The following is a 21,622-nucleotide window of genomic DNA, read 5'->3' on the forward strand; positions in this document are numbered from 1 at the left end:
TAGGCAATCTGTAGGCAACTTGCCCAAATTCCAGACAGTAAAAAGTGTCCGGTCGGCGTATTGCGTGAACGCCCTCGAGCTTGGGCCGGGGTACGAGGCTTAGGGGAGGGCCAAAAAAATGCTGAAGCTGGAAGACATCAAAAACAGCGCTGTTATCTCCGGTATCGAACCCGGACAAGTGGTGCGCATCGTCACCACGGAGCCCGTCGGCGACAACGCCCTCACCGTTTACTACAAGACCTCAGACGGCAAACTGCTGGAGCGGATGCTGTTTCGCGCCGACGAGGCCAAGTTGTCTTTGGCCGAGGCCGGCCGCCCTTGGGCGTTTGATGCGCCGGGCGAGGAGTTCAAGCTGGCGGTCGAGGCCTACCGCATCAACTTGGCGCATTTGTTCGATCCGATGATGGCCGTCCACACTTCCAACGTGGAGCCGCTGCCGCACCAGATCACCGCCGTTTACGAATCGATGCTGCCGCGCCAGCCCCTGCGCTACGTGTTGGCAGATGATCCGGGCGCAGGCAAAACCATCATGGCCGGCCTGCTGATTCGCGAATTGCTGATGCGGGCCGACGCCAAGCGCGTGCTGATCGTCGCGCCCGGCAGTCTGGTCGAGCAGTGGCAGGACGAAATGTTCGAGAAATTCGGCCTGTCTTTCACGCTGTTTTCGCGTGAGCAGGTCGAAGCATCGCGTTCTGGCAACCCCTTTGACGATATCGACCTGATGGTCGCCCGGGTAGACCAACTCTCCCGCAATACAGACCTGCAAGACAAGCTGCGACTCTCCCATTGGGATTTGATCGTGGTCGATGAGGCGCACAAACTGTCGGCCAGCTACTTTGGCAACCAGGTCAAAAAAACCAAGCGCTTTCAGCTGGGTGAGCTACTGGGCTCCGTTACGCGCCACTTTCTGCTGATGACGGCCACGCCCCACAACGGCAAGGAAGAAGACTTTCAGCTGTTCATGTCGCTGCTGGACTCCGACCGCTTTTTCGGTAAGTTCCGCGACGGTGCGCACAAGGTGGATGTCACCGATCTGATGCGCCGCACGGTCAAGGAAGACATGCTGCGCTTTGACGGCACCAAGCTGTTCCCAGACCGGCGCGCCATCACCGCCAATTACAAACTTTCCCCATCGGAAGCGGAGCTGTACGCGGCGGTCACCGACTACGTCAAAGAAGAAATGAACCGGGCCGACAAACTGGACGGCCAGCGCAAAGGCACGGTCGGGTTTGCCCTAACCGCCCTGCAGCGTCGCCTCGCCTCCAGCCCGGAGGCCATTTACCAGTCGCTCAAACGCCGCTGCAACAAGCTCAAGCGTCGCGTAGAAGACGAAAAACTGCAGCAGCGCGGGCAAGCGCGTGGATCGTCGGCAAGCCATTCATTGGCAGAGACGTTCAACGTCAACGGCGCACCAGAAGACATCTGGGAATCCGCCGACGCACTCTCTCCCGACGATTACGAGAATTTTGAAGAAACCGTGGTGGACCAAGCCACCGCCGCACAGACCATTCAAGAGCTTGAGGCCGAAATTATTATCTTGGCCGACCTGGAAGAACAGGCCAGGAAGCTTGTCCACTCCGGCCAGGACCGCAAGTGGGACGAACTGTCCAGCCTGCTGCAATCACCTGCCATGCGCGAAGACAGTGGCCGCCAGCGCAAGATCATCATTTTCACCGAGCACCGCGACACGCTGAGTTACCTGGCCATAAAAATCCGCGGGCTCATAGGCAATGAAGACGCTGTGACCATGATTCACGGCGGCGTCAAGCGGGAAGAGCGTCGCAAGGTGCAAGAGCTGTTCCGCAACGACCCGGCCACGCGGGTGTTGCTGGCCACCGACGCAGCAGGCGAAGGCGTCAACTTGCAAAACGCCAACCTGATGGTCAATTACGACCTGCCCTGGAACCCAAATCGCCTGGAGCAGCGCTTTGGCCGCATCCACCGCATCGGTCAAACCGAGGTATGCCATTTGTGGAACATGGTCGCTTCCGAAACTCGCGAGGGTGATGTTTTCCAGCGCCTGTTTGAAAAGCTTGAAGTCGAGCGCGAAGCCTTGGGTGGCCGCGTGTTCGACATCCTCGGCGAGGTGTTTGAGGACAAGAGCCTCAAAGACCTGCTGATTGAGGCCATCCGCTACGGTGAAGACCCCGAAGTCCGCTCACGCCTCATGCGCAAAATCGAAGGCGCACTCGACACCGCCCACCTTGAACACATCATCCAGCGCAACGCCTTGTGCGAAGAGGTGATGAGCATCGAGCGTCTGTTTGCCGTCAAGGAAGAACTGGAAAAAGCCGAGGCTCGCAAGCTGCAACCCTACTTCATTCGCGCCTTTTTCAACCAGGCCTTCCAGCAACTCGGCGGCGAACTGCGCCCGCGCGAGCAGGGCCGCTACGAGATTACCCACGTTCCCGCCAATATCCGTGAACGCGACAGGCAAATCACCGGGCGTGACCGCCGCAACGCCGACACCGTGCTGCGGCGCTACGAACGGGTTTGCTTTGAGAAGCAATACGTCCGCCTGCTCGAACGCGCAGGCAGCCCCATGGCCAGCCTGATGCACCCAGCCCACCCGCTCATGCAATCGGTGACCGACCTCGTGCTGGAGCAGCACCGCAACAAGCTCAAGCAAGGCGCGGTGCTGGTGGACCCCGGCGATATGGGCATCACCCCCAAGGTCATGTTCATCATCGACCACTCTGTCAAAGAAGGAGGCGACCCGACACAAGTCGTGTCCCGCCGCATGCAGTTTGTGGAGATCGACCCGCAGGGCGGCGCCATCAACGCAGGCTGGGCACCGCATTTGGATATGGAGAAAATCAGCGCGGCCGATCTGGCACTGATCCAGGACGTGTTTGCCGCGCCATGGCTCAACGGCACCGATGCACAAAACCTGGAACAGCTCGCGCTGGCGCACGCCTCCACCCACATCGTGCCTGAGCACTTTGACGAGGTGCGCCAGCGCCGCGAGAAACATGTTGACAAGACGCTGGCCGCCGTCCACGAGCGACTGGTCAAGGAGATCAACTACTGGTCGGACCGCTACATCAAGCTCTCGGACGACATGGCCGCAGGCAAGGACGTGCGCCTGCCCCTGGAGAACGTCCGCCGCACCATTGACGACCTGACGGCCCGCCGCGAATCGCGAGAAAAGGAACTGTTGGCCATGCGCCACGTCATCTCGGCCACGCCCCTTATTGCCGGTGGTGCCTTGGTCATCCCCGCAGGCCTGCTGGCCCAACGTGCAGGTGTGCCGGAGTCGGCCGCAGTGTGGACGGCTGATGCCGACGCTAGATCCCGCATCGAGTGGGCGGCCATGCACGCCGTTATGAACGCCGAGCGTGCTCTGGGCCATGAGGTCATCGACGTGTCCGCCCAAAAGTGCGGCTGGGACGTGACCAGCCTGCCCAAAGCGGTAGACGGCAAGTTGCCGCCCTCGCGCCACATTGAGGTCAAGGGTCGAGCCAAAGGCAGCAGCACGGTCACCGTTACCCGCAACGAGATTCTCTACGGGCTGAACCAGCAGGACAAATTCATCCTGGCCATCGTTTTGGTCGACGGTGATCAGTTTGAGGGTCCGTTCTACGTGACCAAGCCCTTCACGCAAGAACCGGATTGGGCGGTCACCAGCATCAATATGGAGCTCGATCAGCTACTCGCCAGAGCGGAGCGGCCGCAAGGGGGGCTGCGATGAGCGCGCAACCGAAGATCGTTCGCGCCCACTGCAACAAGTGCGGTCATGACACAAAGCACGAAGTCGTCATGGAGCGTACCCACCACGACTCGGAGGTGGTTGACCCGTACCAGGGAATTGAAGTCCGTTGGTCGAAAACGTATTCGATGCTTGAGTGCAGAGGGTGTGAAGACGTAAGTTTGTGCCGCACTGAATGGTGTTCTGAAGACCATCCGATGGATGGGCGAAATCCCGGCACTTACTTTCCGCCCCGGGTATCGCGGCGCAAACCCGCGTGGGTAGACAGGCTTGACGTACCCAGCGAATACGCGGGATTGCTGGATGAGATTTACGTAGCGCTTCACGCGGACAGCCGCAGGCTCGCAATGATGGGTGCTCGCGCGCTGATAGATGCAGTTATCACGCGAAGTGTTGGTGACCAAGGCGACTTCGGCAAAGGACTAAAGAAGCTGGTTGAAAAGGGACTCATCAGCGAGAGAAATAAGGAAATCATCGATGCCGCGGTTGACGCTGGACACGCGTCGGCGCATCGCGGCCACTGTCCCAGCGCTAACGATATCAACGTCGTTATCGACATCGTCGAAAACCTTATTCACAACGAATTGCTTGCTGAGCCGGCGCAGGCACTCAAATCGACGACCCCGCAAAGGGAACGAGCGAGCGCAGCCAAGAAGAACGGCTAAAAGACTATGCCCCCCATCAAAACCCCAAAAAAACTCATCGAAGTCGCGCTCCCACTGGATGCCATCAACATCGCCTGCGCCCGCGAAAAATCCATCCGCCACGGCCACCCCAGCACGCTGCACCTGTGGTGGGCACGTCGCCCGCTTGCCGCAGCGCGTGCCGTCATCTTCGCCCAGATGGTCAATGACCCTGGTTTTGAGCAGGGTGGCGGATTCCGGCGCGGCATGAACAAGGAGAAGGCCGCGATTGAGCGCGAGCGCCTGTTCAAAATCATTGAAGACCTGGTGCTGTGGGAGAACACCAACAACGAGGTAGTGCTGAACGCCGCCCGCGCCGAGATTGTGCGCAGTTGGCGCGAGACCTGTGAGCTGAACAAGGCGCACCCGCAGGCTGCCGAGCTGTTCAACCCCGACAAGCTGCCCGCCTTTCACGACCCGTTTGCCGGTGGTGGTGCCTTGCCATTGGAAGCCCAGCGCCTGGGGCTGGAGAGTTATGCCAGCGACTTGAACCCGGTGGCCGTGACCATCAACAAGGCGATGATCGAGATTCCACCGAAGTTTGCGGGTCGTTCACCGGTGGGGCCTGCGCCCGAACTCAAAGGCAAGGCCAGCCAGGAGATGTTTAACAAACAGTGGCAGGGTGCGCAAGGCCTGGCCGAAGACGTGCGCCGCTATGGCGCGTGGATGCGCGGCGAGGCGCAACAGCGCATTGGTCACCTGTACCCACAGATTGAAGTCACTCCTGAATTGATAGCCGCCAACGCGCGTTCCACGAGGGACAGCGGCCAAAATGACTCTGACAATCTCCACAACACCGGCTTGGCGGGCCTGCAAACGGGCCAGAAGCTCACCGTGATTGCTTGGCTGTGGGCGCGCACGGTGAAAAGCCCCAACCCGGCTTTCAGCCATGTGGACGTGCCGTTGGCTAGCACTTTTATTCTTTCAAAAAAAGAGGGGAAAGAAACTTATGTGCATCCAGTAGTGGATGGCGACGGCTACCACTTTGAGGTGCGTACGGGTACGCCGCCGGAGAGTGCCGAGAAAGGAACAAAGCTGGCACGTGGGGCTAATTTTCGCTGCATCATGTCAGACACTCCCATTGAACCAGCGTTTATCAAGGCCGAAGGAATAGCTGGTCGTTTGAAACAGCGACTTATGGCCGTTGTGACTGAAGGGGTACGTAGCCGCATCTATATCGCCCCTACGACGGAGCAAGAGGAAATTGCAGCGAAAGTCTATCCTGAATGGAGACCCGAAACAGACATTCCCCCAGACAAACGCTCAATGTTCACGCCGCTTTATGGACTAACAAAGTTCGGCGATCTCTTCACTCCCCGGCAGCTAGTCGCACTAACCACATTTTCGGACCTGGTGCCCGAAGCCATTTCCCGTGTCCGCGCCGATGCGCTGGCCGCAGGCATGGCCGACGATGGTCAGGAACTGAATGCCGGAGGCAATGGTGCCACGGCATATGCAGAGGCTGTGGGGGTGTATTTGGCAATGGCTGTCGGTAAGTTTTCCGACAACGCATCTTCTGTATGTACTTGGCATAACGGTGCAGCACATCAGAAAATCCGAGCAACATTTGGACGGCAAGCGTTACCGATGACGTGGGATTTCGCTGAAGGAAATCCGCTTTCAGATTCGAGCGGAAATTTCTTTCGCCAAGTGACATTGATGTCAGAGGTGATAGCGAAAACATTTGTCCTGAATCCAAAGTATGGCGGGGCAGTACAGGCCGATGCTCAAACTCAGTCCATCAGCGCCGGAAAAGTTGTTTCCACCGATCCACCTTACTACGACAACATTGGTTACGCCGATCTGTCTGATTATTTTTATGTCTGGCTGCGCAAAAGTCTGCGTCCTATTCTTCCTTCGCTCTATGCAACGCTGGCCGTACCTAAGGTCGAAGAGCTAGTAGCCTCCCCCTACCGGCATGGTGGTAAGACTCAAGCGGAAACCTTTTTTCTGGACGGCATGACGCAAGCCATGCACAACCTGGCTGAACAGGCGCACCCTGCCTTCCCGGTCACCATTTATTACGCCTTCAAGCAGTCTGACACCCAGGACGACGGCGGCACCCACAGCACCGGTTGGGTGACATTTCTGGAAGCCGTTTTGCGCGCCGGCTTCGCCCTCACAGGCACCTGGCCCATGCGCACTGAACTGGGCAACCGCATGATTGGCTCCGGTACCAACGCCTTGGCCTCCAGCATCGTACTGGTCTGCCGCCAGCGCGCCGCAGACGCCCCCACCATCAGCCGCCGTGAATTCATCCGCGAACTCAATTCCGCACTGCCCGAGGCCCTGCTGGACATGACACGTGGCGGCGTCAATTCACCCGTCGCCCCGGTGGACTTGAGTCAGGCCATCATCGGCCCCGGCATGGCCATCTTCAGCCAGTACACCGCCGTGCTGGAAGCCGACGGCAAGCCCATGAGCGTGCGCACCGCGCTGCAACTCATCAACCGCTTTTTTGCCGAAGACGACTTCGACCACGACACCCAGTTTTGCCTGGCTTGGTTCGACCAGCAAGGTTGGGCCACCGGCAAGTTTGGTGATGCCGACGTGTTGGCACGCGCCAAGGGCACCAGCGTGGGTGGTTTGGTGGAGTCCGGCGTGGTGGCCAGCAGCGCAGGAAGCTTGCGCCTGATGCGCTGGGCTGAACTGGCCAAGGACTGGGCACCTGAGCAGGATGCCCGCACGCCGGTATGGGAATCACTGCACCAGCTGATCCGCGCCCTCAACCAAGACGGCGAATCGGCGGCCGGCGGCTTGCTGGCCCGCATGCCCGAGCGCGCCGAGCCGATGCGCGCCCTGGCCTACCGCCTCTACACCCTGTGCGAGCGCAAAAGCTGGGCCGAAGACGCACGGGCTTACAACGAGCTGGTGACGGCGTGGACCAGCATTGAACAAGCATCCAGCGAAGCAGGCGTTGTCGGTTCGCAAACGCAACTCGAAATTTAATGGGAGAGCAGAACATGAGCCTCAAACCCTGGCGCGAAATCGCCGTTCCGCATGAAGATGTCCTGAAGGGCACTTTCCAGCAAGCCGAGTTCGCCGCCGATTTGTCCCGTGTCCACGATGGCACGGCGACGCCGGAATACCAAAACCCGGCGCTGTTTTTCCAGCGCACCTTTATCACCGAGGGCATGCGTTTATTGCTCGACTCGGTAGTCAAGCGCTTGTCGGGCAAAGGAGGCGACCCGGTCATTCAGTTGCAAACCGCATTCGGCGGCGGCAAGACGCACACCATGCTGGCGGTCTATCATCTGGTGAACCGGGCCGGGGGCGAAGCCCTGGCCATTGACTTGGCCGGTGTGCCTGCCATTTTGGATGCTGCCGGGGTAACGGAACTGCCGCGCGTGCGCATTGCGGTGCTGGACGGCATCAAGCTGTCGCCTAATCAGCCGGTGCTGCGCGTGGACGGCGATGTCAAGCAAGTCATTTGCACCCTGTGGGGCGATCTGGCGTGGCAATTGGGCAAGGCCGAGGGTTATGCGCTGGTGGCGGATGCAGATACCTCGGGCACATCGCCCGGCAAGGCGGTATTGGAAACACTGCTGAGCCGCTATGCGCCGTGCGTTATTTTGCTCGACGAGCTGGTGGCTTACGTGCGCCAGTTTGAAGAGGGCAAGACGCTGACAGGTGGCAGTTTTGATTCCAACCTCAGCTTTGTGCAGGCGCTGACCGAGGCGCTGAAAGCCGTGCCCACGGCCGTGCTTCTGGCTTCGTTGCCAGAGTCAGACAAAGAGGCGGGCGGCCAGCGCGGTGTCAATGCGCTGGCTTCGCTGTCGCACTACTTTGGGCGGATTCAGGCGCTGTGGAAACCGGTGGGCACCGAGGAGGCGTTTGAGATCGTGCGTCGCCGTTTGTTCAGTAGCATCAATGACAAACTGGCTGCCGAATCGGTGTGCCGGGCTTTTGCCGATTTCTACACGGCAAACGGTGCCGACCTGCCGCGCGAGACGCAGGAAAGCCGCTATTTCGACCGCCTGATGCACGCCTACCCGATTCACCCGGAAGTGTTTGACCGGTTGTATGAAGATTGGTCCACCTTGGATAACTTTCAGCGCACCCGGGGTGTACTCAAACTGATGGCCAAGGTGATTCACCGCCTGTGGAAAGACAACGACAAAGACCCGCTCATCATGCCGGGCAGCTTTCCGCTGCAGGATGCAGAAACGCGCAACGACTTGATTTACTACCTGCCGCAGGGCTGGGATCCGGTGGTTGAACGCGATGTGGATGGCGAGCGCGCCGAAACTACCGAGATTGAAAACCGCGACACCCGCCTTGGCAGCGTGCAAGCGTGTCGCCGTGCGGCGCGGACGATTTTTTTGGGGAGTGCGCCCACCACCACCGCCCAGATGGTGCGTGGCCTGGAACTGGAGCGGATTGTGTTGGGCGTGGCCCAGCCGGGCCAGCAGGTCGGCATCTACAAGGACGCGCTGCGCCGCCTGGGCGACCGCCTGCACTACCTGAACAGCGGCAACAACCGTTTCTGGTTTGACACCCGTCCGAACCTGCGCCGGGAAATGGAAGACCGCAAGCGCCGCTTTCAGGACAAGGAAGATGTTTTCCCGGCCATCCGTGATCGCATGCAGCGCAGCTTTGCATCAGGCGTGTTTGGAGGCACCCACATCTTCACCGCCAGCGGCGACGTGCCAGACGATTTCCAACTGCGGCTGGTCGTGCTGCCGCCGGACGCAGCTTTCAGCCGTAGCGGCCAGAGTCTGGCCATCACCCATGCAGCGAGCATTTTGAAGAACCGTGGCGACCAGCCGCGCTTCAAGCAAAACCGTTTGATTTTTCTGGCGGCCGACTTTGACAGCGTGAACCGCCTGAAGGACCAAGTGCGCTCTACCCTGGCGTGGCAATCCATCGTGAGCGACATCAAGGAAATGAAGCTCAATCTGGATCAGTACCAGTCGCGGCAAGCGAGTGCCAGTTTGGACGATGCCAATGACGCCTTGCGTCGAATGGTGCGCGAAACATACAAATGGTTGCTGGCGCCCATGCAGGAAGCGAAACCCGGCAAGGGCTTGTCCGACATTCAGTGGGAGCACTTCCAGGTCAACGCCGGCGCGCCCAACCTGTCTCAAGAAATTGAGCGCGTCTTGACAGAGAACGAACTGTTGATCAATCAGTGGGCGCCTATACACCTGGCCAAGGTTTTGCGGGACTGGTTCTGGAAAGACGATGTCAAACAGGTCAGCGCGCTGAATGTGTGGCAGCAAAGCTGCCAGCAGCTCTATTTGCCGCGCCTCAAGGACGACACGGCGTTTCAACACACCATGGCGATGGGTACGGAGAGCAAGGACTTTTTTGGCTTTGCACAAGGCAAGGACGATGACCGCTATGTCGGGTTCAGCTTTGACCAGCGCACGACGTTAATTCTCGACGCCGAGCTTTTGCTGATAGAGCCTGTGACTGCCGCTGAATATGCCAATCTGCAACGTGCCGCTGAAGATGCGGCGCGACCAAAGTTATCAGCTTATGCTGCCGGAGATGTGTTCAAGCCGCATCGTGCTGAGGACGCTGAGCCCTCTGGCACTGCGTTTACCGATGCCAAACCTGTTCCGTCCCTCAAGAAGCAGTTCTACGGCAGCATCGAACTTGATGCGATTCTGGCCAAAAAACAGTTCGCCGATCTCGTTGACGAAGTGATCCTGCAATTTACGGCTCGCCCTGGGGTAAAGGTCAAGATTGCCATTGAAATTCAGGCCGAGTCGGCTGTCGGCTTCGATGATGGGTTACAGCGCGCCGTGAAAGAAAACTGCAATGTGCTGCGGTTCAACAACGCTGAGTTTGAGGATGGTGAATGATGGGGAGCGGGGGATCAACCGGATACCTGTGCGAAGCCGGCGTTGGATGAGTGATACGTCCGTCTGGATAGGCGCGGCATCGTGACACTGGGCGCTGAAACGCTGGAGCTGAGAGTTGCGGGCGATGACTATGGGCTGTCCGCACGCCGCCTGTGGGAGCACACGGAGCTAGGCCAGATCAATGTATTCGGGCAAGCCATCAGCACGCGGCAAGTGTCAATTAGTCCTACGGCGTTTATCGACGTAGTGCGGATTAACCGGGGCATTTTTTCACTCGCTGGATTCACCTTGGCCGAATTTATTGCTGGCGGCCCGCGCACGCGTCGAATCTCGGCCGACCTCACCGACGCGTCCGAAATTATCGGCTCGCCCGAGGTAAAAGCTTTTGTGGCGATGGTGGAGCAGCATCTCAACTTGTGTTCAATTCGACAGGCTACGCGCAATCAGCATCACAACTTTTTACCGCCAGCTCAAACAGAAGATGTTTTTGGCGTGCCGTTTGTATTCAGCACACTGCGGCGTCGCCTCCAGAGCATGGGCAAGACCAAAGCCGCCGCCCAGCAATGGATGAGCACTATTGAGAATTTTCAGAAAAAAGGGCTACGGGCTGCAGAAATAGAACATTCCAATGTGACTGCTGAATTGCTTGATCTAAATGACACTGGCGAGCAAGCCACGGCGGCGCAGATGGCGAGCCTGTGTATCTTTGCGCGCTTGCGATTCTCCGTGATACCCGTCCTGAATGATGCGAAGCGGCAGTTGCGTTTTACCTCAACGCCCGCACGGAATGTAAAGCGCGCCAAGAAGCTACCCAAGGCGCAAGCGGGGCAGACACGCACTGCAGTCGAATTTGATCCGATCTTGGGCTATCGGATTGAGGAAGTGGAACACCAGGCGCTATGGGGACCGGAAAGTCACTGGCAGGCCGTGGCGCATGACGGACGGGTGGTTAGCAATGAGAGGAATCAAAATCTGCTATTCACGGCGGAGTCGGCTGAGGCGCTTGCTGCCAATGATGCAAAACTCCGCTTTCCCAAACGCTTAGCCTTGGGACGCTGGAGCAGCTATGCATGGACCGGCGGCGATGAATATCGGGAGTGGCTGATTACCTTGCCGCATTACCCTGCCAGTTACTTCTCTAGGCATTTCAATGTGCGCAACGTGCTGGCGCATGTTCGCTGCGACCTGCGTGAAGGGGCTGATGGAGAACGAGTACTTCTGCTGCAGGAAATACAAAGCGACTGGGCTCAAGACGCGCGCCGGGCAATTAGCGCCGGAGACATGAGGCCGGATGCCGCCGAGTGCCCCCCATTCCTCAAGGAATGGTCTGCCCTGGCAATGAAGCTGGTTTTGCTGCACGCCGCCCATCAGGGCTACGATGCCGTCGCCTGGACACGTGGCGCGCACCAAGTAACCCGGTATAAGGGCGTGGGCGCAACCGGACTGACCGAGTTGTATGACCGCACCCTGCCGCGCGAGGTCAACCGGATGATCAAACCGTATGGTGGATTGTGCGAGATGCTGGGGGTGTTTGTACCTGCCAACTTCAGCATCAAACATTCTGAAAACGGGTACGAGGTTTACACGCCGGAAAACGAACTATTGTGGACGGCACCGACACTGGAGGATGCAAGACATTTTGTACCGGATGGCGCGCATGAGCAGCTGTACGAGGTGCATGGGGTCAGGTTGTCCGCTGAAATGCGGCGGGGTGTTTTGACTGCGGGGTTTCCGGCCTGGGGTTGATGGCGCAGGTGCCGGAAGTCAGGCACGACCTACAATAAAAACGCACCCAATCGCACATACCCCGACGATCGCAAAGTCGAAATCTGCCTGATAACGGACCTGACCCAAGCCAGACGGGACAGGCCGCCATTGATGCCCAACGGGCAGCCGTTTCCGCAATTGGGGACTTACACGCCACCGGCTCCGTACTTGCTCAAACCCTGTCAAGTGATTACGCTGCCCATCAAAGGGTCAGCCTTGTCGGACAAGAAGTAGCCAGCAGCGGTGACCTTGCAGTACTGAGGCAGGTAATCGTCGATTGATGCTTCGACAATTACCAGCTGGTGTCTACCGATCACGGCGCCATCTTAGAGAATTTCAGTCGCCCTGATGAGTAAAGCAGCCCATGTCTGGGAATGTTCATTGGTTGCAGTCCTGGTGAATCTTGGCCCTCGGAAATTGCCGACATCAGTGGTTCGGCGCGACAATCGGTGCATGGAACTCAAAGGCAAACAGGCCGATTTTGTTCGCGAATATCTGGTTGACCTGAATGCAACCCAGGCGGCCATTCGCGCCGGTTACAGCCCCAAGACGGCGCGCTCCATTGCGAACGAGAACCTGACAAAGCCTGACATTCAAGCCGCTATCGAGAGAGAGCGCCAGAAACTAGCTGAGCGGACTGAGCTAAGCCAGGATGAGGTCATCAGGGGGATACGCGAGACCATAAGCCGCTGCAACCAAGCCGAGGCAGTCTGTGACGCCAGCGGCAAGCCCGTGATGGTGACGACACCTGCTGGCGACTTGGCGCCCGCCTACCGCTTCGAGCCCATGGCCGTCCTTAGAGGTTGGGAGCTGTTGGGCAAGCACCTGGGCATGTTCACCAACAGGCATGAAGTCACTGGCAAATTGAGTGGCCAGCAGTACGGCGTGCTGGTCGTGCCAGCGGGCCAGACCGTCGAGGAATGGGAGCGCGAGACGCTGGCATTGAATGACTTGGGAATAGGGTGACCCGCTCTCCGTCGCGGGGGGCGTGCTTTCCTTGCGCTGCCTTGCCTTTTGCGCCACCCTCCGCATTTTTTCGCAAGAATCCGCGCCTGGTGCGACTTTGACCAACAATGGCATCCATGACGGAAAAGTATGCGGCGCCGGGACGCTACAAAAAAAAGGCTCCCTCCAGAGGGGGAAGCAGGGCCAACTCGGGCCGTAAAACAAGCATTGCCAACAAAACAATCCGTGAGGTGGCCAACGACATTCTCAAAAGCGGAAAAGTCACGCCGCTCGAAGTCATCCTCGAAGTGATGTACGAATGCAGGCGCAAGAAAGACATGGCGGGCGCACTCGACGCGGCCAAGGCGGCGGCTCCCTATATCCACCCGCGCCTGCAAGCCGTGGAAATGTCTGGCCGTGATGGCAAGGACCTGACCGCACCCGCCGCGCCCGTGATTCACCTGACCATCAAGCAGGCTTGACAGCCTCCCGCCCTGAAGGAAGAGGTTTCTCGTCATCGTTGATCTGGCGCCTGCGCTGGCTCACCTGATAGGGCGTCAGCACTGCGTCGGCTGTGACGCTCAGCCCGTGGCGCTCCTGCCCGTCCTTGGCCCAGTGGCTCAGCTTGGCGCGGCCCGTCACGCACAAGGCGTCGCCTGCGCCCAGAGCGGCCAGTATCCGTCCTGCTGGCCCGAAGGCGATAAGGCTCACCAGCACGTCGCCGTCGTCGCTGGCGGCCCGCATACTGGCCACGGTGTAGGGTTCATCGTTCTTTGCCGTGCGAGTGGTCGGCGGCTTTATCAGCTTGCCGCTGGCCAATACGATCAGGCTCATGGCGCGCTCCGGTATGAGTTCCACAGCGCCGCGCCAAGGCCACAGCGCAACCCGTAGCGCGCTCCACGACTAGCACCCGGCCAATTCACCGCTGCACCCGCTCGGCCTCGAGCATCAGTTGGATCGCGTCCACCTGCAGTGCCGGCATCAGTTGTAGCGCGGTCGGCATCTGCTCGAGGAACAGCCGCGCCTCGTCGGTCGTCAGCCCACCGGCGAGTAGTTGCGTCTGACTCTCGAGCGATCGCCGTTCAATCGCCGCGATTGCGGTCTTCACGCTTGCGTTGGCTGCAGTCTGCGCCACGCGCCGCAGTTCGACGCGCCGTTGCGGGATCGTGTTCTCCCCGCGACAGAACCAGTAGGTGTCGCTAAGGCTTGGTTGGAACCGACGCGGGATGCCCAACTCATCACACCGGCGCCTCACTGCCGCCCTCGCTTCGGCGATGTGGCAATCCGCCGTGCTTTTGAGCTCGCGCCAGACCTCATCGTCGTCATAGCTGTACCGAGTCGCCATCTGCGCCTCGAAGTCCGCCATCAGTTGCGCGCCCCGCGCCACGGCGTCGGACTTGGCGGCCTTTTTTTCCCGCCGCCGCATCAGTTGCGCAAGGTCGCCGCGTTCGCGGGACGTCATCGTTATGGTCATCGGGAGTTCTCCAGGTAAAACGCACCTGATGCCCGGTGCCAGCGTTTCGGTTGTTTCGTTAACTGCCAGGGTGAACACCTGAACGCTTAGAACAGGGTGAACAGGGGATTACCAACACCCTTGTGTGTGCGTGTGCGCACCTGCGCGTATACGTAGCACATACCTATGTGTTCTATGTGTTCATGTGTTCTATTGACGTGGTCTGTCATTGGGGAAAGTGGGGTGAGCACTTGGGTGAACACTTGATCCATTTAGAACACTTCGATCTGGTTACGGGCGTCGGTGTCGGTGCGCTGCCAGCCACGAATCCGGTTTGTACCGTACTGAACGGGTTTAAACCCGAGCCTGCGCATCACTGTTCCGAGCCGTGGGCCGGTCATGCCACCCTGGCGAGAAGGTTCAAGCCCCAACCAATCCCGCAGGACGATGGCCGAGGGGACGCGTCCGTCTTTATCGAATGAATCCTTGCATGCCGGTGTCGTCAGGTGGTTGGCGATTGCATCCTCCCAGCTGTCCACACATTGCCGGGCTTCCTGCTCGGCCCGGATGGAATCGGGAAACTCCCACCAGGTAGCGCCATCAGCCTGCAGTTGCCGGGCTTCAGCCAGCCATTGAAGGCGTCTGGCCGCGATCAGATCAGGACGTATCTCGCCGCACTTGATCGGGATCAGGCGTCGGGCTCCAGTCGGGTCTCTCCAGTAAGCCGCTTCGTTGGTAGTCGCCACCGAAATCGCCCGGCGCGGATAGGACTCGGCGTGCAGGGCATATTTCTGGACAAATCGATCAGCCGGTGCCGACAAAAGCCGCTTGACCGTTGACGCTTCACGACCGCGTAGTGAGTCGAGTTCCGACAATTCGGCCAGCCACAATCCGCGCAACTCTCTTTGGAAGTCCGTGGTTCCAACACCAGCGCTTACCTCAGCATGAAAGGCACCGCCGAGCACCCGCAACGCTTTGGATTTCAGAGATCCCTGTGGCCCTTCAAAGGTCCATAGGGAATCAACTTGTGCCCCAGGTTGAATCGCACGCGCGATCATCGCAATAAAAAAATTCGAGCTTGCAGCCTGCATCAGCGCGTTGTCTGGCGCACCCCAGGCGTCGTGAAAGGCCGTTTTGATGCGCGGCACGCCATCCCATACCGGTAGCGCTTCAACAAACTCGCGCAGCGTGTCTCGTTGCCGTGTGTAGGCCAGCGACCTGGCCGCGTTGCGCGTGTGCGCCAGCGTAAATCGCGGTGCGTCGTTTTCAGATTGCAACCAGCAGACCGCCGCCAGGTCATCAGCATCGGACCAGTCTCTATCGCCGATTCTCATGCGCGACAGAAATGTGTCGAAGTAAAGATCAGCGTAACGCGCCGCCCTGAACATCAGCACCCTTGCGTTGTGTTCACACGCGACAAGCACGCCCCTTTCTGTAGTTAGCAGCGTTACTCGATCGCCGGGCTGATCATCATCTGCTAACGGTTTGACAGCTGCCGGTGCCCGTTCCCTGGGTGGCCCATCAAGGAGCGTCCTAACGTCAGCCCAGCTTTTGCTGCTACAAGAGTCGTGCTGGCACTTGAAGCCCAGCGCGCCGGTCGGCTGCCTAAAAATCGCGGCCTGTCCGTGCCCATGCTCCGAATTGAACGGGCACGCCGCTAACTTGAAGCGCTCGCTGTTTTCATGCACATCAACGGTGTGTTCGATGCCGTGCCGGCTCAGGAACGCTTCGAGACTGAAGGACTGCGCAGCGGGCGTGTGCGCGGCATTCACCGCAGGCTCTAGCACGGGCGCTAGGGCGCTCAGTTGCGCCTGCGCCACCAGCATGCGCGGCGGCGTTTTCAGCAGCTTGGACAGGCGCCAGGGCGCCTTAGCGGTGTTGTCTCCCTTGCATGCCACCGTGCCGTAAATTTTGCAGATTCGCGCGGCATTGAAAACGCTTCGGTCAACCTTGATATGAACATCATCGAACCGCGTAGCCAGCGCCAGCAGGGCACCCTTCACCAGCGCCGTCGCTGCGTCGTCATTGGGCAAATCAATCGCGTAAAGCAAATGAAAGCCATTGCCAGACAGCGCAATCACGGGCGCAGGCCAGCCCTGTTTTTTGAGCCAGGCGCAAATGGCCCGCGCCTTGACTCGTGCCGCTTCGAGCTGAGCATCGGTGGCGCTTGTTTTTGCAGGGCGCACCGGGTCCAGGTCGATCAGCAGCCACCGGCGTCGCAGAATCTGCGTGTCGGTGGTCGTCGTGTCGGCGCAGCCCTGCACGCGGTTGTGATAGCGGCCCAGCAATTGCGGGTCAACCGGATTGAGCGTGACGTACACGGACGCGCCCAAGGCGCTCAGCCGCGCCGCATGGTCGGCCAGGTCAGCCCAGTGCGCCGAATCGAAATAGCCCGCGTCGGTGCGTTTGCGGCCCTTGTGCAGCGCGCGAAGCTCGATAACGTCGTCGGGCTCGAACAACACGCCAAGCGCGGTCAGAATTGCGGCCCGGTCGAGGGTTGGCAGGGCGGTCATGACCGCTGCCCCCGAAGATAAGCGGCTCGCGCGCGGTAGAGCAATTCCAGCTCGCCGAAAACCGGCTCAGAGCCGCCCAGCTCACGCAGCGCGATGGGGTGCGAAATAGCGCCGCGCAAATTCTTCCAGCAGACGCGGCAGAATGATCGGAACTGAATTCCGCCAGCTCCGCATTGGAAGGCCAGCAGCAAGCTCTTGGAGTAAGTGCATTCGGTCGGCGTGGCAGGCGTTTGCAGGTTGTCGAAAAGAGCGGGCTGCGCTATAGTTTGCGTAGCAGCTTGCGACAGTTTCGTGTGTTCTGTGTTTTGAAGCCCCGGCCCGCCAGCCGGGGTTTCGCTTTGCGCGATCATTTGGCGATCTCCACGCCCAACAACTTTTTTGCACCAGCGGTAGGCCATGCCAATTTCCCGCACACTCGGAGGGGGCGTAGTCCCTCTGGTGCGCAGTCGTAACAGGCTTTTACGCGCCATGTTTGCGCGGCCATGTTTGAGTAGAAAGCCAGTTCCTCGGTCGTGAGGTTTGGTTTGGTCACGTTTTCCAGCGGTGGGAACTGTCGCGGGGGTGGTCGTTGGGCTTCCCGATCCGCATTTTCTACGAGCGGTTCTGGCGGACAAAATGTCGATTTAACTTTCATGTTCACCTTTCAAACGCGTTGATCCGCGCTCGGTGGTGAATCATTTACTCCCTACGTTCCCCGGATTACCGGCGGGATTCGCGGGAATTGTTGGAGTCGATAAACCTCATTTTCGGCTTGCCTTAAGCATGTTCCATGCGTAGTTTTGCACCGTTTTCATTGTCAAGGTTGCGCTGATTTCACGAATAAAAAGACTGGCTCTATGTTGGCCTGTTCCACGGTCAAAAGGTGAATCAGCGGTTCCGGCTTTGCTTTCAAGTGCTCGGTAAAACTCTTTGGCGGTTTTGTATTGACCTGTCTTAAACACTTCCTCCATGTAGGGCCATGCCACCTCGCGCCACGTCTGGCGCTTGGCTTGCGCATGTTTCACGCCATCGGATGCGCTCGCAGCCATCATGGTCGCTGCCTGGGGTTGGGTGTCGGCTTGCCGGGGCTCCGGTGCGTCTGATCCAGGCGCTCGAAACCCGTACTCCGATGGCAAGCCGGTTTCTTGTAGCCACCGGGCAATCGTTTCTGGCGAAAAGTGTTGTCGCTCGAAGTCGGCGGCGGGGCTGCGCAACCAGCTTTGAAATCGAAAATCGCTACCGGCCACAGCGGCTAAATCATCGGTCAGGACCAGGCGCCGCGCATTCGCCATTTCCTCGCTCACAAGCATCCCTGCTGGCGCATCGTCGTCCACCGGAGCTTCGATCAGCCATTTGCGTGTGCCCTCGTAAGCGCGTTGCAACTGCTCCAGCGCGGGCGCGGCCTTGACAAGTGCAGCGGCATCAATACTCGGCGGTTCGCCTACGATGGCGAGTGCGGCTTCCTGCGAGGTGAATGTGGCCCTGAAACCCCAGGCGGTCAGGTTGTCGTTCATGGCACTCCTTCAAGTGCCCTTCATCAAAGGTCCCAGCCAGGCCGGTGAAGGTATCCGGCTTTTCCCCCTTGGTAATTAGTCGTAGGGTAGGCAGGGCAAAAATATTCTATGCGACCCATCGCCGTCTCGGTCAGTTCTGCGTGGTGGGTTGGGGCGCGTCAACAGCCATACGGGCAATGAACCCTGAACGTGTTTCACCGGCGCTGCAAGCGCGGGCATCCAGGCGGTGCAAGGCGCGGCGCGGCGGGCTGATATTCACCCGCTCCAGCGTGTTGTCGAGCATGGCGGGGTCAACTTTTGTCACTGGTCCAGCGGCTGAGTCCGAGCGCGATAACCTGCTGTCAATGGTCCCGCGCCTGCTCCTTTTTGCTGGAGTTCCAGCGTTTCATTTGATGCTGCCATTGTCCGAGCGGCTGGGAGTGATCGGCTTCGGCCGTGCTCGTGGAACTTGCGATCAACTGGTCCAGCAGCGCTTCCTGCACCGGATCTTCCTGTGTCGGAAACACAGGAACCACTTTCACATGGTAATCACCGCGGGGGCCACGCACCGCGCTCGGAAAGCCCTGACCGCGAAACCTGTAGACCAGCGCATCACGGTTCAGACGCAACTGCTGGGCGCCGTCCGGCGTAGGCACGTCCACCCAACGACCCGCCATCCAGGCGTAGCCGTTGACCGGCATCTCACAACGGAGCACGCCGTCGTCATCCAATGTGAAAAACGGGTGAGGCTCGATCTCCACCTGCAGTTCCAGGTCAATCTCCATGTCACCATGGCGCGAAGCCGGGACGCTTAACGCATTGCCCTCGCGCAGGCCGGCAGGAAAACGAACCCGGCGCCGGTAAGCCACTAACCTTTCACCGTTGCCGTCGCAGGCGTCGCAGGGCGCGCGCTGTCGTCCGTCACCGCCACAATCTTCACACGCCTCTGAATTCCACAACCAGCCGAACAAGGCCGCCTTACGAACGGCACCGTTGCCACGACAAGTGCTGCACGCCTTCGCCAGCACCCGCTGCCCCTTGCCGACACAATCATTGCAGGTTTGCGTAAAGTGGCCTCGTACGCTACGGGTGCAGCCCAGGATGGCATCCTCCAGGGACAGGCGCACCTTGCGGACATGCCTGTTTCCGGGGGTCTCGGCTTCAGGTGTCGCGCAGGCGGCGGAAGAAGCAGCTTCGGCACTTTCTCCACCTGCATCATCCGAGCCATCACCATTGCCATCACGCAGTTGTCGGAGGTGCTGGTAGGCCTTGTTGATTAGTTGCATGCGCCTGCCTGCGCCAGCCGCCCCGTTGCGGTCGGGGTGCCAGGTAGCGACCAAGCGTCGCCAGGTGGCTTTGAGCTGTTCATCACTGGCGCTGGGGTCCAGGCCAAATTCCTTGTAGGCCTCCTCGGTGTCCATGGGGTCGTTTCCTTGTTTCCCAATATTCGCACGGCGGTGGGCCGGGCTCTGCCAGGTATCGTCAGCGGCCAGCGCAACGTAGCAAAGGGGGCACTGCTGCTGATTGATTTCCAGTAACCAGTCATCCACGACGGGCCGAAACGGGTTTCGTGGAGTCACCGAGCTTGTAAATGCCGATTTCCCTGGCTACTGACTTCAATAGACTGCAAGCCGACTATCAACTTTCCAGACAGCGGACGCTCAGAGTTGAGCTCGACCAACCGGAGCTTCCCGAAAAAGGTCCAATCAACAGTCCAGTCAGGAGTCTTCGTCGAAGTTTGAAGAATTTTCAATCAAATCGCTTTGTCGATGATGGGCCAGCGGTTCAAAACTTTCACCAAGGACTACTCCCATTACTATTCCCGTGATTGGGTACTTGCGAAGCAATCGCTCAATTCGATGATTGAGCCCGTGAATGCGATCTGAATTTCGGAGGTCAAAAAAGTAGGCCTCAGGCATTACGATGACCATCGTGAACGCTGAAAGTCGGCCTTCTTTCATCTCCATGTATCCCCGAAGAAGTCCGTTAACAATGTATGAGGAGAGTATCAATCTATCGAAGTCTCTAAGGTATTTGACTTCAAACCCCTCAATATCATTATCGGAATTAACCAAAAAATCAGGAAACCCCCTTAAATTATATTCAACGCGCTCGTTTGTTTGAGAAAGCCACAATCCAACCGATCTTTCAATTCCTCTTAAATCGGGTCTGTCAATAAATTGCGTTGACTCATTAAGTCGGATTGATCGCGCCTCAAATGGAGCAGCCTCAGCAATAAAAGACCTAGTCGTTGGATAACGAATTGTAGGTGAAAGGGCAACCTGTTGTAGTTCAGCGACCGACTCAGAAGATACTGCTACAGTGGTGTACTTGTTGGCATGCTCCATAAACTGAACCGACGAGTAGATCCAGAATAGTTCCACGCCGGTTTCTCGTTGAATTTCTCTGACAAGTTCTGGGTGAGCACCAATAGTTTTTCCTTGCTCGCGCCACCACCAATCCTCTTTCCTATCTGCAGTAACAAGCAAAACTAGCTTGATGCCATTTTCTTTTGCGTGATTCAAAAGCTGACGCCACAAAATCAAATCGCCATACTTACGCGGATACTTTATATGATCGTGAATAAAGCTAGCTTCGTTCGGATTTTTATCTTTGTCGATATCAGCAAATCCAGGGGGTATTTTTTCCTTATACCGATTGTCCCCATCAGAAACCAATAAATCGAGTTCTCCTTGGTTTTTTGGTCCAACTCCGACCTTTCCAAAGAGAATCACATCAAGCTTTTCTCTCACTTCATCTGACGAGGAAATATCCAACTGGCTTCGATGAACAGCTTTTATGGCATCCAGCAGTTTTGCGTTAGCCTTTTCAAGATCGTCCAACAAGGGTTGGGATTCAATCCCTAGACCACGCTTATCTATTTGAAGTGTGTCGACCTTTCGCTTTAATTCGCTTACCAAGTCACTCGCTGCCTGAAGAGCATCTTCAGTAGACTTCCTCTCGCTTGCAATGACAGTAAGTCGTCTTCGTTGAAACTCCAGCGCTACTTGGTGAGGAATCCAAAGCCTGTCTTTCAATGAATCCAGGACTTGCAACAGTTCATCTCGAGCCGTCGTCGGGAGCCTGTACAAATTCAATAAAACATTAGTATCCAGGACAATTAGACCTTCATCCCATAGCTGTTGGTATTGATCGGCACTTGGTGGGTAGTAACCTGAGAATATTGACTGCACTTCTATTACCTTAATGATAGGCCTCGTCTAGCTGTCGCGAATTAAGACTTTTAAGGCGAATTTTTACTGTTTTAAG

15 protein-coding genes are annotated in these 21,622 nt (G+C 58.2%); 7 read left to right on the forward strand and 8 right to left on the reverse strand.

The features are described from left to right. Positions 1-118: 118 nt before the first annotated feature. From HHJ18_RS14460 to HHJ18_RS14490, 7 genes are all read left to right on the forward strand, one after another. Complete coding sequence (locus tag HHJ18_RS14460) at positions 119-3,691, forward strand: helicase-related protein (RefSeq protein WP_296916375.1); 3,573 nt, start codon at positions 119-121, stop codon at positions 3,689-3,691. Between the two features lie 68 nt (positions 3,692-3,759). Continuing rightward, complete coding sequence (locus HHJ18_RS14465; protein ID WP_296916377.1) at positions 3,760-4,374, forward strand: DUF4145 domain-containing protein; 615 nt, start codon at positions 3,760-3,762, stop codon at positions 4,372-4,374. A 6-nt stretch (positions 4,375-4,380) separates the two neighbouring features. After that, complete coding sequence (locus HHJ18_RS14470; protein WP_296916379.1) at positions 4,381-7,341, forward strand: DUF1156 domain-containing protein; 2,961 nt, start codon at positions 4,381-4,383, stop codon at positions 7,339-7,341. 14 nt (positions 7,342-7,355) lie between these two features. Then, on the forward strand, positions 7,356-10,202 hold the full coding sequence (locus tag HHJ18_RS14475) for a DUF499 domain-containing protein (protein ID WP_296916381.1): 2,847 nt from the start codon (positions 7,356-7,358) through the stop codon (positions 10,200-10,202). 81 nt (positions 10,203-10,283) lie between these two features. Beyond that, a complete protein-coding gene (locus HHJ18_RS14480) occupies positions 10,284-11,948 on the forward strand; it encodes a hypothetical protein (protein WP_296916383.1) in 1,665 nt (554 codons plus the stop codon). A gap of 474 nt (positions 11,949-12,422) precedes the next feature. Continuing rightward, a complete protein-coding gene (locus HHJ18_RS14485) occupies positions 12,423-12,935 on the forward strand; it encodes a terminase small subunit (protein ID WP_296916385.1) in 513 nt (170 codons plus the stop codon). A gap of 230 nt (positions 12,936-13,165) precedes the next feature. Continuing rightward, complete coding sequence (locus HHJ18_RS14490) at positions 13,166-13,396, forward strand: hypothetical protein (protein ID WP_296916387.1); 231 nt, start codon at positions 13,166-13,168, stop codon at positions 13,394-13,396. On the opposite strand, the gene HHJ18_RS14495 is transcribed toward HHJ18_RS14490, so the two are convergent. From HHJ18_RS14495 to HHJ18_RS14530, 8 genes are all read right to left on the reverse strand, one after another. Beyond that, a complete protein-coding gene (locus HHJ18_RS14495) occupies positions 13,383-13,748 on the reverse strand; it encodes a hypothetical protein (protein ID WP_296916388.1) in 366 nt (121 codons plus the stop codon). The two genes, HHJ18_RS14490 and HHJ18_RS14495, sit on opposite strands and share 14 nt — an antisense overlap. Positions 13,749-13,833: 85 nt before the next feature. Next, complete coding sequence (locus HHJ18_RS14500) at positions 13,834-14,388, reverse strand: hypothetical protein (RefSeq protein ID WP_296916390.1); 555 nt, start codon at positions 14,386-14,388, stop codon at positions 13,834-13,836. Between the two features lie 251 nt (positions 14,389-14,639). After that, complete coding sequence (locus HHJ18_RS14505; RefSeq protein WP_296916392.1) at positions 14,640-16,880, reverse strand: VapE domain-containing protein; 2,241 nt, start codon at positions 16,878-16,880, stop codon at positions 14,640-14,642. Continuing rightward, entirely contained in the window at positions 16,877-17,230 is a 354-nt protein-coding gene (locus tag HHJ18_RS14510; RefSeq protein WP_296916394.1) for a hypothetical protein, read from the reverse strand. Before HHJ18_RS14510 ends, HHJ18_RS14505 begins: the two co-directional genes overlap by 4 nt. Positions 17,231-17,620: 390 nt before the next feature. Continuing rightward, entirely contained in the window at positions 17,621-18,373 is a 753-nt protein-coding gene (locus HHJ18_RS14515; RefSeq protein WP_296916395.1) for a hypothetical protein, read from the reverse strand. A gap of 130 nt (positions 18,374-18,503) precedes the next feature. Further along, positions 18,504-18,677 carry a type II toxin-antitoxin system HicB family antitoxin gene (locus HHJ18_RS14520; RefSeq protein ID WP_296916397.1) on the reverse strand — a complete coding sequence of 58 codons (174 nt, stop codon included), beginning with the start codon at positions 18,675-18,677 and terminating at the stop codon, positions 18,504-18,506. 37 nt (positions 18,678-18,714) lie between these two features. Then, entirely contained in the window at positions 18,715-19,773 is a 1,059-nt protein-coding gene (locus HHJ18_RS14525) for a DnaJ C-terminal domain-containing protein (RefSeq protein ID WP_296916398.1), read from the reverse strand. Between the two features lie 297 nt (positions 19,774-20,070). Continuing rightward, the gene (locus tag HHJ18_RS14530) at positions 20,071-21,546 is read right to left on the reverse strand and encodes a PIN domain-containing protein (RefSeq protein WP_296916400.1); all 1,476 of its coding nucleotides are present in this window, start codon (positions 21,544-21,546) and stop codon (positions 20,071-20,073) included. Positions 21,547-21,622: the final 76 nt, after the last annotated feature.

Source organism: Polaromonas sp. (genome assembly GCF_012927455.1).
GTDB lineage: Bacteria > Pseudomonadota > Gammaproteobacteria > Burkholderiales > Burkholderiaceae_C > Polaromonas.

Bases quoted from the DNA above. Each gene is read 5' to 3' on its own strand.
- HHJ18_RS14460 (WP_296916375.1), top strand. From the start codon at position 119: ATGCTGAAGCTGGAAGACATCAAAAACAGCGCTGTTATCTCCGGTATC.
- HHJ18_RS14465 (WP_296916377.1), top strand. From the start codon at position 3,760: ATGGAGCGTACCCACCACGACTCGGAGGTGGTTGACCCGTACCAGGGA.
- HHJ18_RS14470 (WP_296916379.1), top strand. From the start codon at position 4,381: ATGCCCCCCATCAAAACCCCAAAAAAACTCATCGAAGTCGCGCTCCCA.
- HHJ18_RS14475 (WP_296916381.1), top strand. From the start codon at position 7,356: ATGAGCCTCAAACCCTGGCGCGAAATCGCCGTTCCGCATGAAGATGTC.
- HHJ18_RS14485 (WP_296916385.1), top strand. From the start codon at position 12,423: ATGGAACTCAAAGGCAAACAGGCCGATTTTGTTCGCGAATATCTGGTT.
- HHJ18_RS14495 (WP_296916388.1), bottom strand. From the start codon at position 13,748: ATGAGCCTGATCGTATTGGCCAGCGGCAAGCTGATAAAGCCGCCGACC.
- HHJ18_RS14500 (WP_296916390.1), bottom strand. From the start codon at position 14,388: ATGACCATAACGATGACGTCCCGCGAACGCGGCGACCTTGCGCAACTG.
- HHJ18_RS14505 (WP_296916392.1), bottom strand. From the start codon at position 16,880: ATGACCGCCCTGCCAACCCTCGACCGGGCCGCAATTCTGACCGCGCTT.
- HHJ18_RS14510 (WP_296916394.1), bottom strand. From the start codon at position 17,230: ATGATCGCGCAAAGCGAAACCCCGGCTGGCGGGCCGGGGCTTCAAAAC.
- HHJ18_RS14515 (WP_296916395.1), bottom strand. From the start codon at position 18,373: ATGAACGACAACCTGACCGCCTGGGGTTTCAGGGCCACATTCACCTCG.
- HHJ18_RS14525 (WP_296916398.1), bottom strand. From the start codon at position 19,773: ATGGACACCGAGGAGGCCTACAAGGAATTTGGCCTGGACCCCAGCGCC.